We start from the raw sequence: 12,734 nt of genomic DNA on the forward strand, positions 1-12,734 counted from the left end.
TCAAGCCCTCACTGGATCGGATCGTGGATGGTGACGAGACGGCTGCCATCGGTGAAGACGGCCTCCACCTGCACGTAAGGGATCATGTCGACGACCCCCTCCATCACATCGTCGCGCGTGATTTCCTTGCGCGCGATTTCCATGACCTCCTCAACGGTCTTGCCGGCGCGCGCGCCGTTCAGCGCGGCCACGGAAATGAGCGAGACGGTTTCGGGATGGTTGAGCTTCAGGCCCTGATCCTTGCGCTGCTGCGCGACCTGCGCGAGCGTGTAGATCATCAGCTTGTCGATCTCTCGAGGCGTGAAATGCATATAGGTCTCCCCTGTCATAAAGGCTGGATGCGCACCAGCGTGATCTTCAGAAAAACGTCTTCGTCGACGATACCCGCCAAGGTAAATAACTGAAAAGTATCGACTTTATATTTTCCGCCCGGTTCCGGAGACGTTTCCAGAGTCCAGAAGCCGAGGAGGAGCCGCTTCGATCTGAAGTCCCGCTTTGTGGTAAGAAGGATATGAGTAAGATATTGCGCGATAAACTGTCAGGATTGACAGTTGTAAGGTCTTGGGAACGGAGGCATGCTTGATAATCTGTGACCGGCATGTCGTTTTGCGAACGCGCCCGACGCGACCTCCCCGGGCGACGCGGCCTGCGACCGCCAACCAAGTTTTCCACGCGTTAAAGCAGGTTCTCGACTGGAAATGCGCTTGATCGATTTTGGCGGAAAAGGTCGAAGCGCAGCCATAATGGCGCTGGCCATCATCGCACCCTGGGTTGCGGGCATGGCCGCAGGCGAAACCGCGCACGGCATGGTTGCCTCCTTCGGGGCCTATCTGCTTGGCGTCTCGTTTCCTCGTCTTCCGCCGTCCGGCCGCGTTCCGCTGCTGCTCGTCTCCGCTGTAGCCATCAGCCTGTTCGCAACGCTGGGCGCTTCGGTTTCGCTGGGGTCAAGTCTGTTTTTCGCCGGTGCGGTGATCGCGGCGCTGGCGCAATGCCTCGGCGAACTGAAAGGCGGCTATCTTCGCCTGCCGATCGCCCTTGGCGCGCTCGCCTATTTTCTCTCAGTCGGTCAGGTGCCGGCCGGAGGGATTCCCGCCTATGGTCTGAGCTTTCTCGCCGGAACGCTCTGGGCGGGCGTTTTCGTCAGTCTCGCCATTCCCCTGGCCGTCTCTCCGCCCGAAAGCGGCCGGCTCGCCATTGCGGCGGATCCCGGCCAGCGGCGGTTTGCCGCCGGCATGGTCGGCGTTGCGCTTGCGGGAAGCGGCATCGCCTGCTTGCTGCCCGGCTCCCATCCGTGCTGGCTTCCGGCCGCCGGCCTCAGGGTGATGAAGCCGACGCGGCAGCAGACGCTCTACCGGATGAAGGCACGAGGCCTCGGCACCACGCTCGGCGCAGCAGCCGGCGGGCTGATCCTCGGCCTGTCTCCCATCCCGTGGCTCCATGCCGCGCTTGTGGGCGGGCTCGTTTTCACCATGCTGATGATCGGCGCCAAGAAATATGCGCCGTGGTCGTTCTGCCTGACAGCGATCGCGCTGGCCTTCAATCTGCAGGCGGATGGCAGCGTTCTCGAGATCACGGCGAACCGCGTGCTGCTGACGATCGGCGGGATCGCGCTTGCCGCGCTGACATTGCCGCTGCTGGTAAACGCCAGGAAATCCTGAGCGACCCGCAGAAACGGTCAGGCGCCCTTGCCGCCCGTGCCCTATCGCCCGCCCCTTGGGGCGGATGCCCGCCACACACTATTGATCTCTCGAGCATCCGATGGCGCTTGCCACGGATGTCAGGCCTTACAGTTTCCTCCTTCTTCCATTGCGCCTAGTGTCTGCCGCAGATAGGTCGGACAGGGCTGAACATATCAGCGCCTCCCAAAAAGACGTATCGAGAGGTAGAAAGTCCTGAATGATTGAATGGCTCTTCGCCACCTTGCGGGAAAATGTGGAAATACCGCTCTTTCTCTGCCTTGTCGTCGGTTTCACCGTGGGGCGGGTTCAGGTCAAGGGCATCTCGCTTGGCGAAGTGACCGCCACGTTGCTTGCGGCGCTCGCCATCGGCCAGATCGGCTTCGAAATCTCGCCGAAGATGAAGTTCGTGTTCTTCTCGCTCTATCTGTTCGCCGTCGGTTACAGCGCCGGTCCGCAATTCGTCCGCGCCCTGTTCGAGGGCGGTTTCAAGCAGGCGGGGTTTGCGGTCGTCGTCTGTATCATGAGCCTGCTCAGCGTCTATGCCGTCGCCCGGCTTGCCGGTCTTGATGTGGGCGCGGCGGCAGGATTCTTCGCCGGCTCAGCAACCACTTCGCCATCTCTCCCGCTTTCCGAAACCGCGATCGCGAAGTCGTCCATGGCGGCGGCGGCCAAGGCCCACGCGCTCGACCTCATGCCGGCTGCCTTCTCCATCAGCTTCATCATAGGTACGCTCAGTTCCGTGATCGTGCTGGCGTTTGTCGGGCCCCGGCTTCTGAAAATCGATCTCGCCGCCGCCTGCCGCGCCTATGTCGAAAAAATGGGCGGCGATGACAGCAAGGCCCGTCGGGGAACCGCCTGGCATCAATATGTCGCGCGCGCCTATCGCGTCGATGAAAAATCCCCGCTGGTCGGCCTCAACGTCGCCGATGCCGAGCATTTCTTCGACAATCACCGGCTTTTCCTGGCGCGGCTGCGGCGAAACGGCGAGATCATGGAGGCCACCACCTCCGTCACGATCGCGGCCGGGGACATCATCGCCCTTGCCGGATCGCGACACGTGCTGTTGAGCGAAGTCAGCAAGGTGCTCGAGGAAGTCGACGACGCGGAACTGCTCGGCGTCCAGGTCGAGGGCACCGACGTGCTGATCACATCGAGCGCGTTGGCCGGCGAGACGCTGAAGGCGCTCGCGGACATTCCCGAGACGCGCGGCGTGTTCATCACCGCTATCCATCGCGGAGCCCTGTCCGTGTCAATCCCGGTTTTTGCTGACACGATGCTTTATCGCGGCGACGTCATCCGAATCATCGGCCGCCCCACCGACATCGCCGGCTTCGCCAAGAAATTCGGCTATCTCGACAGGGAAACCGAGCGCGCCGACATCGCCTTCATCAGCGCCGCGATCGTCGCCGGCGCCGTGATCGGCGCGCTGAGTTTCCGGGTCGGCGAGGTGCCGCTGACGCTGTCGACGGCGGGCGGCATCCTGCTCATCGGCCTCTTCTTCGGCTGGCTCCGTTCGGTACACCCGGTCTTCGGCCGGGTGCCCGGGGCCACGCTGTGGTTCATGAATTCGATCGGCCTCAACCTGTTCATCGCGGCACTTGGCCTTGCCGCCGCGCCCGCTCTTGCCGGCGGGCTGAAGGAACTGGGCCCTGTCTTCCTGCTCTGGAGCCTGGTCGCCTCCATTGTCCCGTCGCTGCTGGCGATCTATCTCGGGAAATATGTCTTCCGCTTCGATGACGCCATTCTGTTCGGCTGCTGCGCGGGCGCGCGGAAATCTTCCCCGGCGCTGGCGATGCTGACGGAGAAGGCGGAGAGCCAGGTGCCGGCCATCGGGTTTTCGGTCGGGTACGCGGTCTCCACCACGCTGCTGATCCTGTTCGGCCTGGTGATCGTGATGATGATGTGAGGCGGGCGGGCCAAGGATCGATGATCAGGCCAGACCCGTCTTGTCCTCGCCCTTTGCCGCCGGGTCGATGCCGGCCTGTTTCAGTGTGCGTTCCAGCAACTGGTCGTAGATCGGGCGTCCACCGATCCATTCGGCGACCATGTTGGCGGTCATGCAGGTGACGATCAGCGGCATCACCATGCTATAGGCCCCGGTCAGTTCCAGCGTCAGCACCACGCCGACGATCGGCGCGCGCACGGAGGCGGAAAACAGTCCACCCATCGCCGCCATGCCGAAGGCGAGCGGTATGCCGTGGGGCGTCACCAGTTCGACGATGCCGCCGAAGGCCAGACCGACGCACATCGAAAGCGCCAGGATCGGCGCGAAAATGCCGCCCGGCGTGCCCGCCGAATAGCTCGCCGTCATGGTGACGTAGCGGATTACGGCAAGCGCCAGCAGAACCTGAAGGCTGGCGCTGTGGGCGGCAAGCGAGGTGACCACATGCTCGCCTCCGGTCACCGCAAGCGGCATCGTCACGAACAATCCACCGACGACGAGACCGACAACCGCCGGATAGAGATAGGGCACGCGCGCGTTAAGGCGGCCGGCAAACGAGCCCGTCCACATCAGCGCCGCGTTGAGGCTGACGCCCAGGAAACCAAGCAGCACCCCGAGGACAACGAAGGCGGGCAGCAGGTAGAGTTCCGGGCTCGCCACCGCCATCGAGAAATCCGGCGCCGTGCCGCCGATGATCTGGGTCATCACCGTCGCCAGCACCGCGGCGATGATCACGCCCATATAGGTGCGGAAGGTATAGGGAAACTGCCGGTGGGTTTCCTCGACGATGAACAGGATGGCGGCGAGCGGCGCATTGAAGGCGCAGGCGAGACCGGCGGCCGCGCCGGCGCCCAGCATGCCGCGCCGCTCGGTTTCGCTGACCCTGAAGAAATCGGTGATCGCCGCCGAAAACGAAGCGCCGATATGGATCGTCGGACCCTCGCGGCCGAGCACCAGCCCCGACGCGATCGAGACGATGCCGGTCAGGAACTTGATCGGCAGCACTCTTTGCCACCGAACGGTGCGCAAGCCCTGCATGGCGCCTTCGATCTCCTGGACCCCGCTGCCGCCGGCCTCGGGCGAATAGCGGCGGACGACGTAGACCGAAAGCAATGTCGCGCACATCGTGATCAGGGCGGCAGCGGCGACAAGCACGACGCCATCGACATGCGTTGCGAGGACGCGGGGCCATGCTTGCAGCCAGTCGATCAGGAGATGGAACACGGACCCGACGGACCCCGTCAGAATTCCCGCCAGCGCCGCAAGGGCGACGAAGCGGATCTGCGCGTTCCGGCTTCCCGGTTGCTCGAGCTCTTCTGCGGAATTGTCCATGGCACTTCATCGTCCGGAGGAGAATTTAAAAGAATGAGCAACGATTCCGTGATCGCTACGTCCTGCCTGGGGGGCAGGACCTGCGCTCTTGCAGGCCAGATCTGCTGATAGTCAGCCTGCGCGCGAAGGGTCAACTGTATGGTCTGACATGTTGTTCGGCCGGTTGCGGCAACCTACAAATACCGTGTTAGATTAGCAGCGACGGCGCGCGTGCCTGACCGCGCTGCGCGGTCTCCGCCGCTGGTCCGGCCTGCTCCGTGGCGAAACGCGGAGCCGTCTCCGGCGCGGCACACCGTCCACCCGTGAAGACGACAAAGGAAACACCATGTCCCGCTCAACTCTGACACTTCTGGCAAGCCTCCTTGCGGCAACGACCGCGCATGCGCAGGACATGCGTTCGATTTCCGGCGAGGCCGTCATGCGCGAGCGCATGGCGCTGCCGGATGATGCCGAACTCGTCGTCGAGGCGCGCGGTTTTCAAAATGCCCTGCTGGCGACGCACAGCAATGAGTCGAACGGCCGGCAGGTGCCATGGCCGTTCGAACTGGCCATCCCGCAAGGCGTCGCGGCGAAGCTGACAGCGGCCATCCGGATCGACGGCGCCAACCGGTTTGTGAGCGAACCGGTCATGATCGCGGCGGGAAACAATGATGCCGATATCGGAGACATCATGCTGACGGCGTTCACGCCCGCAGCCTTCAGCAGCGCCTTCATGTGCGGCGATATTCGCCTTCAGGTCGGCTTTCAGGGCGAGGAAGCGGTGGTCGAGACCGATGAGGGGATTTACCACCTCGCCCCGGCAATCTCCGCGGACGGCGCGAAATACCAGTCCGAGGACGGCCGAAACGTCTTCTGGAGCAAGGGCGACAGCGCGATGGTGACGCTCGACGGCCAGGACCTGCCGGATTGCGTCATGATGCCGGCCGAGGCGGAAAATTCATGGTCGGCGCAGGGCAATGAACCGGGCTGGCGCGCCGTCATAACAGGCGACCGGTTTATGCTGGACATGAATTACGGCGAAGACCGCCTCGATCTCCGCCTGCCGGAGCCCGCGGTTGTCGACGGGGCCTATCGCTACGGTTTCGACCAGTACGCCCTCGCCTTCACCGTACGAGCCGGCCTGTGCCAGGATGACATGAGCGGCCGGCTGTTTCCGCAAAGCGTGGAACTGGAAACGGCAATCGGAACGCTGAAGGGCTGCGGCGGCGATACGCTCGACCTGCTGACCGGCCCCGAATGGACCGTCGACAGGATCGACGGCAACGCGCTCGACGAGACCGCCAATCGCCCCGCCTTCTCGATCAGCGAGGAAGGCCAGATCTTCGGAACCACCGGCTGCAACCGCTTCACCGGGGCGTTCTCCGTCAATGGCGAGGGCGGCGTCGCGATCGGCCCGCTGGCGTCAACGCGAATGGCCTGCGACGACGCCTTGATGAAGCAGGAGCAATCTTTCCTCGAGGCACTGGATGCGAGCGAAAGTTTCGACTTCAGCCCGGACGGCGCGCTGTTGCTTACGTCGGGCGCCGAAACGCTTATCGAGGCGAGTCGCAGATAGTCGTGCACTTTTTCGGGGGAAGAAGCGCCGTCCTGCTGCGGGAAGGTTGCGAGCAGCATGGCTGCCCAATTTTGTAGGCAATGTTACTGCGCGCGGGCCCGACCAGAAACAAGATCGATGAAAGATCAAGCGCCTGCGCAGGGATCATGTCCGGCGCACTGACAACGACCTTCGCCAACGAACCGGCATTGCTCACAAACCAGCGAGGGAACCGGGTGAAGGTGTAGTCGCGCTGGGAATAGGCCGTGGAGCGCAGCCGCTCGTGAATGGCGAAGCGGTTGCAGAAGTCGCCGCGCCGCCGGTATTGGCGTTGTATTCCAGCTTCCGCAGGTCCGGCAGCCTGGCGACGATCTGCGGCATGTCGATGAAGCGGGCGTCATCGCATCACAATCCATTTCTTCGCCCATCGATCAGAGCCTTCATTTGCGCGTTCAGCGTTGCATATTTCTCCGGCGCGATGTCGATTTCCAGCGGTTCCTTGCGCGCGGCGATGAGAATGCCGACGCCGATGACATCCTTGCCGACCTCGAAGATTGCGGAGAACCGGTTTTCCGGCAGAAGCGCGGGATTGATGAAGGCGGCGGCGCGTTCGAGGTCGTCGCCGGGGGCGGGTAGGCAACGAAGAAGTGCGGCGGCGCATGAAATCGCTTCTAGATGATCGCCTGCCGCACCTTGGCCGATACCCATTCCGACATGATGACCGTTGCCAGGATGACGATCAGTATCATTGTAACCTGCGGCCAGGCCAGCACATTGAGCGATGATTGCAGCTTCAGCCCCAGGCCGCCAGCGCCGACAAGGCCGAGAATCGCGCTTTCGCGGATATTGATGTCCCAGCGGAACACGGTGATGCCCCAGAAGGCGGGCTGGACCTGCGGAACGATGGCGTAATCCAGAACCTGGGCGTGACTGGCGCCAGTCGCGGCAATGGCCTCGACCTGGTTCGCATCCACCTCTTCGATCGCCTCGTAAAGCAGCTTGCCGATGAAGCCGACGGAGCGCAGGCCGATGGCGATGACGCCGGCCAGCAGGCCCGGCCCCATGATGGCAACCAGAAGCAGCGCCCAGATCAGCGAATTGATCGACCGGCTGGCCACGATGATAAACAGGGCCGCAGGCCGCAGGATCATGGCCGACGGCGTGGTGTTGCGCGCCGCCAGAAAGGCGACCGGCAAGGCAAGAACGACACCCAGCATGGTGCCGAGCGTGGCCATGTTCAAGGTATCCCAGAGCGGCGCCCAGAGTTCATTCATATAGGAGAGACGCGGCGGCCACATGCGGCTGCCGATATCGGCGGCCTGTTTCGGCGCATCGGTCACGAAAGCCCAGATCGTGTTCTCGGTCATGACCTGCCAGCACCACACGGTCAGCGCAACGAGGCAGAACCAGCCGGCCCAGGTCATCAGCGACTGCCGCGATGTGCGCCGGCGCCAGACCGCCGGATAGGTGTTTTCGCTCATTGCAGGAACTTTCGAAGGTAGCTGGAACCGTATTCGGCGACCATCACCAGCAGGATGATGATCAGGATGATCGCGCCGGCGCTGTCATACTCGTAGCGATCGATGGCGGTGTTGAGCGTTGCGCCGATGCCCCCCGCGCCGACGATCCCGATCACCGCGCTTTCGCGGAAGTTGATGTCGAGGCGATAGAGCGACAGACCGATGAGGCGTGGCATCACCTGCGGCTGGATGGCGTAATTGATCATCTGCATCCACGATGCGCCGGTTGCCTTGATCGCCTCCGCCTGCGCCTCGTCGATATCCTCGATATCTTCCGCCAGGAGCTTGGACAGGAAGCCGATCGTGGCAAAACTCAGGGTCAGGAAACCGGCAAACGGGCCAAAGCCGAACATCGCCACGAGGAAGATCGCGATGATGATTTCCTGCAGTGACCGGCTGACGGCGATGATCGCGCGGCAGACAAGGTAGACGATCCGGGGCGAGACATTGCGCGCCGCGCCGATGCCGATGGGCACGGAGATGATGACGCCCGCCACTGTCGAGGTCAGCGTCATGGTCAGGCTCTCGATCAGGCCTCTGGAGATATCGTTCCAGCGACTGGTAAAGTCGGGCTGCAGGAAGCCGCCGAGAAAACGCGCGCCGCGCGCCCATCCTTCGGCAATGCGCGCCCAGTTCGGGTCAAGCGTGGCGAGTGCGAGAACCAACCAGACCGCGAAGCCGATCTGAAGCGCTATCCGCCAGCCGCGATGGGTGAACACCTGCGGCGGACGTTTCCAGGTCGATGGATAGTCACTCATGCGCCAAGTCTCGCAAGCTCAGCCGCCTGTTCGGCTTCGGCGCTCTCGTCTTCCTCCGCACCCTTGCGCATCGCGTTCCAGTCCTCGGCGCCGTAAATTTCGGTCAGGACCGTCTCGCCGAGGGCGTCGGCGGGACCGTCGAACACGATCTCGCCGGCGCGCAGGCCGATAATGCGCTGCATGAATTGCTGCGCCAGCGGCACGTCGTGGATGTTCACAATGGCGGGAAGATTGCGTTCGGCGCAGATTTCGATCAGGAGCCGCATGATCTGTCGGCTGGTCTTGGGGTCAAGGCTTGCCGTCGGCTCGTCGACCAGCAGCAGTTCGGGTTCCTGGGCAAGCGCGCGGGCGATGCCGACACGTTGCCGCTGGCCGCCGGAGAGCGCGTCCGCGCGCTTGTCGGCCTGGTGCATCAGGCCGACCCGGTCCAGCAGCCGATAGGCAAGACCGATATCGTCCGCGCCGTAGCGGCGGGTAAAGCTGGTCCAGAATCCGACATAGCCCAGCCGGCCGGACAGAACATTTTCCATGACGGTCAGCCGTTCGACCAGCGCATATTCCTGAAAGATCATGCCGATGCGGCGGCGCATGGCCCGCAATTCGCGCTGCCCCTGGCCCGTGATCGACCTGCCGGATATGGAGACCGAACCGGACGTTGGCTCGACAAGGCGGTTGATGCAGCGGATCAGCGTGGATTTTCCGGCGCCGGACGGGCCGATCAGCCCGACGACCTGACCTTCGGGAACCGTCAGGCTCACATCGTTCAGTGCCTTGTCGCCGGTCTTGTATGTTTTGGTCAGCGATTTGAGTTCGAGCATGACGGCTCCACAATAGCGGAACGGGCGGATTTCCTCCGCCCGTTCGCAAGGATTGTACCGGATTTTACTGGCAGTTGTACGAAACGCCGTTTGCCGCGTCGATCTGGCGGATCACGGCCCAGTTGTCCTTGAAGGTGATCGGGATGAACTGCGCTTCGCCGGATTTCGAGAATTCCTCCTCAAGCGAAGAGCCTTCCCATTCGAACGAGGCGAAGGCGTCCTTGATCTTGTCCTGAAGCTCGGGCGTCAGGTTGTGCGCTACGCCATAGCCAGTGGTAGGGAATGTCTGCGAGGTATAGATGATCTCTATCTGGTCGTCGGAAATCACCTCACGGGCGAGCATGCGCTTGCGAACGGAGTTGGCGATGGCGCCGGCCGGATAATCCTTGTTGGCGACACCGAGAATGGTGTTGTCGTGCTTGCCGGAGAAGGTTGCCTCGAAATCAGTGCCGGCTTCCATGCCGTATTCGGATTTCAGAATGGCCGAAGGGGCCTTGAAACCGGAATTGGAGGTTTCGGACGAAAACGCCAGGGTCTTGCCCTTGATGTCTTCAACTTCGGCAATGCCGGAGCCCGGATAGGTGATGATTTCCATCTCGTAACCGAACGAGCCGTCTGCGGCGACCATCATGGTGAACGGACGGAAACCGGCGCAGGCGACGGCCAGCGGGTTCGAACCGGTATTGAAACCGGCAATATGAAGACGACCGGCGCGCATGGCCTCGATCTGGGCGGCATTGGAATCGACCGGGAAGAACTGGACCCGCTTGCCGGTAACCTCTTCCATATGCGTCAGAAAGTCCTTCCATGCCTCCGCATAGACGGCCGGATCTTCAACCGGCGTGTAGGCGAAGATCAGCACCGAAGGGTCGGAGAGTTCAGCCGGATCGGACGGGATGTCGGCAATCAGATCGCCGTCGGCATCCGTGTAGCGGCTGTCCAGCGTAAAATCTGCAAAAGCAGGAACAGTCATGGACGCGAGCACGGTTGCAGCAAGAAGAATACGACGCATGTTATATCTCCGATCAATGTTTGGATGTCATTTGGGTCGGGCTTAGCAGCGTTTTATTACAGCTATACAACGCTGCTGCGCGGTTGAGCGCTTTCAGGCCAACGATAATAAAGTTCCCGGCAAGCAGAGCCGCGGCGGCTCCCGCGCCGATAACGCTGCAAAGGCCGTTAAACCGGAAACGTCTCCTTCAGCGGTCACTCGCTCTTTGCCGCGAGATCCGTCGCGCCTTCCATACGCCCGATCTGGTTCAGCCTTGCCTCCAGGGCCATCTGCTCGATCTTTTCCATCGGGAGGCTGAGGAAGGCGTTGATCCGGCTTTTGAGAAATTGTGCCGTCTGCACAAAGGCCAGTTCCTTTTGCGCCTCGGTCCCCTCGACGGCGGCAGGATCTTCAATACCCCAATGCGCCCGCTTCGCTGCTCCGCGCGCGATCGGGCAGGCCTCGCCCGCGGCGCTGTCACAGAGCGTGAAGATGAAGTCGAAAGCGGGCGCGCCGGGGACCGAAAAGGCATCCCAGCTCTTCGAGTGAAGCCCCTCGACCGGGTAGCCCTGTGCCGCCAGCACCTTGAGCGCGAGCGGATGAACGGCGCCTTTCGGCCGGCTACCTGCAGAGAAAGCCGCAAACCGACCTGCACCCTCCGTGCTGAGAATGGCTTCAGCCATGATCGACCGTGCCGAGTTTCCCGTGCAGAGAAAGAGAATGTTGAAGCTGTGATTGTCTGTCATCGCTGAACTCTCATTTGCATACCGGTGTGAAAATGCGCGGAAGCGCCGTTTGCCGGAAAGCGTAGTGACTGCGACCGGTCGCCAACCTGCGTAAAGCCATGACGGCAAGGCGGATCGGCAAATCAAATGCGCCGTGGCTGTGGCTTTCGGTTGGACGGCGCCTCCTATTCCCCGCCTTGCCGACTGCATTGGAACGTCGCGAGGTCGCAAACAGGCCGCTGCAAGTCCCCTTAAACTATCTATGTTGCAATTTCATGAAACTGTAACATGACTATGTTTTACCGTCTCCCGGGAACCACCCGTTGAAACCCGAAATGGATTCGACACCCGATCCAGCCAGGAGAGATTATTCCAATGAAGAAGACACTTTCAGTCGCCGTTTTCACCGCCGCCTCCCTGCTTGCCTATCAGGCCGCTGCGCAGGAAGATGCTATCCAGGTTGACGGCTCGTCGACCGTGTTCCCCGTCTCCGAGGCGTTTGCCGAGGAGTACCAGATCGCAACCGGCAACCGCGTCGTCGTCGGCGTGTCAGGTACCGGTGGCGGCTTCAAGAAGTTCTGCCGCGGCGAGACCAGCTTCTCCGGCGCATCGCGCCCGATCAAGAACGAGGAAAAAGAGCTTTGCGCCGAGAACGGCATCGAGTTCCTCGAAATGCCCCTCGCCATGGACGCGCTGGCCGTCATCGTGAACCCCGATAACCCGATCAGCTGCATGACCGTCGAAGAGCTGAAGACGGCTTACGAGACCAAAGCCCAGGGTGTCGTCAACAGCTGGAACCAGTTGAACCCGGAATACCCGGACCAGCCGCTCACCCTGTTCGGTGCCGGCACAGATTCGGGCACCTACGACTACTTCACCTTCGCCATCATCGGCGAAGAGGGCGCCTCGCGCGGCGATTTCACCGCGACCGAAGACGACAACATCACCATCCAGGGCGTATCGACCGACGTCGATGCCATCGGCTTCCTCGGTCTGGCCTATGTCGAAGAGAACCGTGGCCGCGTGAAGCCGCTGGAAATCTCCTATAACGGCGGTGATTGCGTTGCGCCGACCACCGAAAACGCGGCCAGCGGCGCGTATCAGCCACTGACCCGTCCGCTGTTCATCTACGCGAACAAAGAGCACCTGGACACGAAGGCGAATGTCGAGGATTTCGCCAAGTTCATGTTCAACCCGGAACTCGCGCCGGAACTCGTGGCCTCCACCGGCTATCTGGCGCTGCCCAGCAAGGCCTTCTCGCTTGCCGAAGAAAAGATCGTTGCCCGCTCGACCGGCTCGTTCTTCGATGGCGGCTCCAAGGTCGGCGTCACGCCCGACGATCTTCTGAAGGCTGCCAACTAGGCGCATTTCATCTCGGCGGCGGGTCTTTTCGCCCGCCGCATCTTTTTCCGGTCAAGCGAGGTTGCGGTGCCCG

Annotated in this window: 12 protein-coding genes; 4 read left to right on the top strand and 8 right to left on the bottom strand. The window is 62.2% G+C overall.

What is annotated here, in order from left to right; genetic code table 11:
- Positions 1-8: 8 nt before the first annotated feature.
- On the bottom strand, positions 9-311 hold the full coding sequence (locus K7H91_RS06275; protein WP_026173120.1) for an urease subunit gamma: 303 nt from the start codon (positions 309-311) through the stop codon (positions 9-11).
- A 393-nt stretch (positions 312-704) separates the two neighbouring features.
- Between K7H91_RS06275 and K7H91_RS06280 the strand changes: the two genes are divergently transcribed.
- Complete coding sequence (locus K7H91_RS06280; RefSeq protein WP_230719346.1) at positions 705-1,658, top strand: FUSC family protein; 954 nt, start codon at positions 705-707, stop codon at positions 1,656-1,658.
- 238 nt (positions 1,659-1,896) lie between these two features.
- Positions 1,897-3,585, top strand: a complete 1,689-nt coding sequence (locus K7H91_RS06285; RefSeq protein ID WP_230719347.1) for a TrkA C-terminal domain-containing protein — start codon at positions 1,897-1,899, stop codon at positions 3,583-3,585.
- A 24-nt stretch (positions 3,586-3,609) separates the two neighbouring features.
- Here K7H91_RS06285 and clcA read toward each other — a convergent pair whose 3' ends face one another.
- Entirely contained in the window at positions 3,610-4,953 is a 1,344-nt protein-coding gene (clcA, locus tag K7H91_RS06290; protein WP_230719348.1) for a H(+)/Cl(-) exchange transporter ClcA, read from the bottom strand.
- A gap of 325 nt (positions 4,954-5,278) precedes the next feature.
- Here clcA and K7H91_RS06295 point away from each other — a divergent pair, with 325 nt between their 5' ends.
- Positions 5,279-6,508 carry an META domain-containing protein gene (locus K7H91_RS06295; RefSeq protein ID WP_230719349.1) on the top strand — a complete coding sequence of 410 codons (1,230 nt, stop codon included), beginning with the start codon at positions 5,279-5,281 and terminating at the stop codon, positions 6,506-6,508.
- 384 nt (positions 6,509-6,892) lie between these two features.
- On the opposite strand, the gene K7H91_RS06300 is transcribed toward K7H91_RS06295, so the two are convergent.
- From K7H91_RS06300 to K7H91_RS06325, 6 genes are all read right to left on the bottom strand, one after another.
- Complete coding sequence (locus K7H91_RS06300) at positions 6,893-7,195, bottom strand: hypothetical protein (protein ID WP_230719350.1); 303 nt, start codon at positions 7,193-7,195, stop codon at positions 6,893-6,895.
- On the bottom strand, positions 7,159-7,968 hold the full coding sequence (gene phnE, locus K7H91_RS06305; RefSeq protein ID WP_230719351.1) for a phosphonate ABC transporter, permease protein PhnE: 810 nt from the start codon (positions 7,966-7,968) through the stop codon (positions 7,159-7,161). Before phnE (K7H91_RS06305) ends, K7H91_RS06300 begins: the two co-directional genes overlap by 37 nt.
- Positions 7,965-8,765: a phosphonate ABC transporter, permease protein PhnE gene (gene phnE, locus K7H91_RS06310; protein WP_230719352.1), complete on the bottom strand. Its 801-nt coding sequence runs from the start codon at positions 8,763-8,765 to the stop codon at positions 7,965-7,967. Before phnE (K7H91_RS06310) ends, phnE (K7H91_RS06305) begins: the two co-directional genes overlap by 4 nt.
- Complete coding sequence (gene phnC / locus K7H91_RS06315; RefSeq protein ID WP_230719353.1) at positions 8,762-9,583, bottom strand: phosphonate ABC transporter ATP-binding protein; 822 nt, start codon at positions 9,581-9,583, stop codon at positions 8,762-8,764. Before phnC ends, phnE (K7H91_RS06310) begins: the two co-directional genes overlap by 4 nt.
- 64 nt (positions 9,584-9,647) lie before the next feature.
- On the bottom strand, positions 9,648-10,595 hold the full coding sequence (phnD, locus tag K7H91_RS06320) for a phosphate/phosphite/phosphonate ABC transporter substrate-binding protein (protein WP_230719354.1): 948 nt from the start codon (positions 10,593-10,595) through the stop codon (positions 9,648-9,650).
- Between the two features lie 194 nt (positions 10,596-10,789).
- Entirely contained in the window at positions 10,790-11,320 is a 531-nt protein-coding gene (locus tag K7H91_RS06325) for an arsenate reductase ArsC (RefSeq protein WP_230719355.1), read from the bottom strand.
- 354 nt (positions 11,321-11,674) lie between these two features.
- On the opposite strand from K7H91_RS06325, the gene K7H91_RS06330 reads away from it, so the two are divergent.
- On the top strand, positions 11,675-12,661 hold the full coding sequence (locus K7H91_RS06330) for a PstS family phosphate ABC transporter substrate-binding protein (RefSeq protein WP_230719356.1): 987 nt from the start codon (positions 11,675-11,677) through the stop codon (positions 12,659-12,661).
- Positions 12,662-12,734 lie beyond the last annotated feature (73 nt).

Source organism: Martelella mediterranea (assembly GCF_021021415.1).
Lineage (GTDB): Bacteria > Pseudomonadota > Alphaproteobacteria > Rhizobiales > Rhizobiaceae > Martelella > Martelella mediterranea_C.

What these genes read in the sequence shown, in the direction of transcription:
- phnE (WP_230719351.1), bottom strand. Translation starts at nt 7,968, where the DNA reads ATGAGCGAAAACACCTATCCGGCGGTCTGGCGCCGGCGCACATCGCGG.
- clcA (WP_230719348.1), bottom strand. Translation starts at nt 4,953, where the DNA reads ATGGACAATTCCGCAGAAGAGCTCGAGCAACCGGGAAGCCGGAACGCG.
- K7H91_RS06275 (WP_026173120.1), bottom strand. Translation starts at nt 311, where the DNA reads ATGCATTTCACGCCTCGAGAGATCGACAAGCTGATGATCTACACGCTC.
- K7H91_RS06300 (WP_230719350.1), bottom strand. Translation starts at nt 7,195, where the DNA reads ATGGGTATCGGCCAAGGTGCGGCAGGCGATCATCTAGAAGCGATTTCA.
- phnD (WP_230719354.1), bottom strand. Translation starts at nt 10,595, where the DNA reads ATGCGTCGTATTCTTCTTGCTGCAACCGTGCTCGCGTCCATGACTGTT.
- K7H91_RS06325 (WP_230719355.1), bottom strand. Translation starts at nt 11,320, where the DNA reads ATGACAGACAATCACAGCTTCAACATTCTCTTTCTCTGCACGGGAAAC.
- phnC (WP_230719353.1), bottom strand. Translation starts at nt 9,583, where the DNA reads ATGCTCGAACTCAAATCGCTGACCAAAACATACAAGACCGGCGACAAG.
- phnE (WP_230719352.1), bottom strand. Translation starts at nt 8,765, where the DNA reads ATGAGTGACTATCCATCGACCTGGAAACGTCCGCCGCAGGTGTTCACC.
- K7H91_RS06285 (WP_230719347.1), top strand. Translation starts at nt 1,897, where the DNA reads ATGATTGAATGGCTCTTCGCCACCTTGCGGGAAAATGTGGAAATACCG.
- K7H91_RS06295 (WP_230719349.1), top strand. Translation starts at nt 5,279, where the DNA reads ATGTCCCGCTCAACTCTGACACTTCTGGCAAGCCTCCTTGCGGCAACG.
- K7H91_RS06330 (WP_230719356.1), top strand. Translation starts at nt 11,675, where the DNA reads ATGAAGAAGACACTTTCAGTCGCCGTTTTCACCGCCGCCTCCCTGCTT.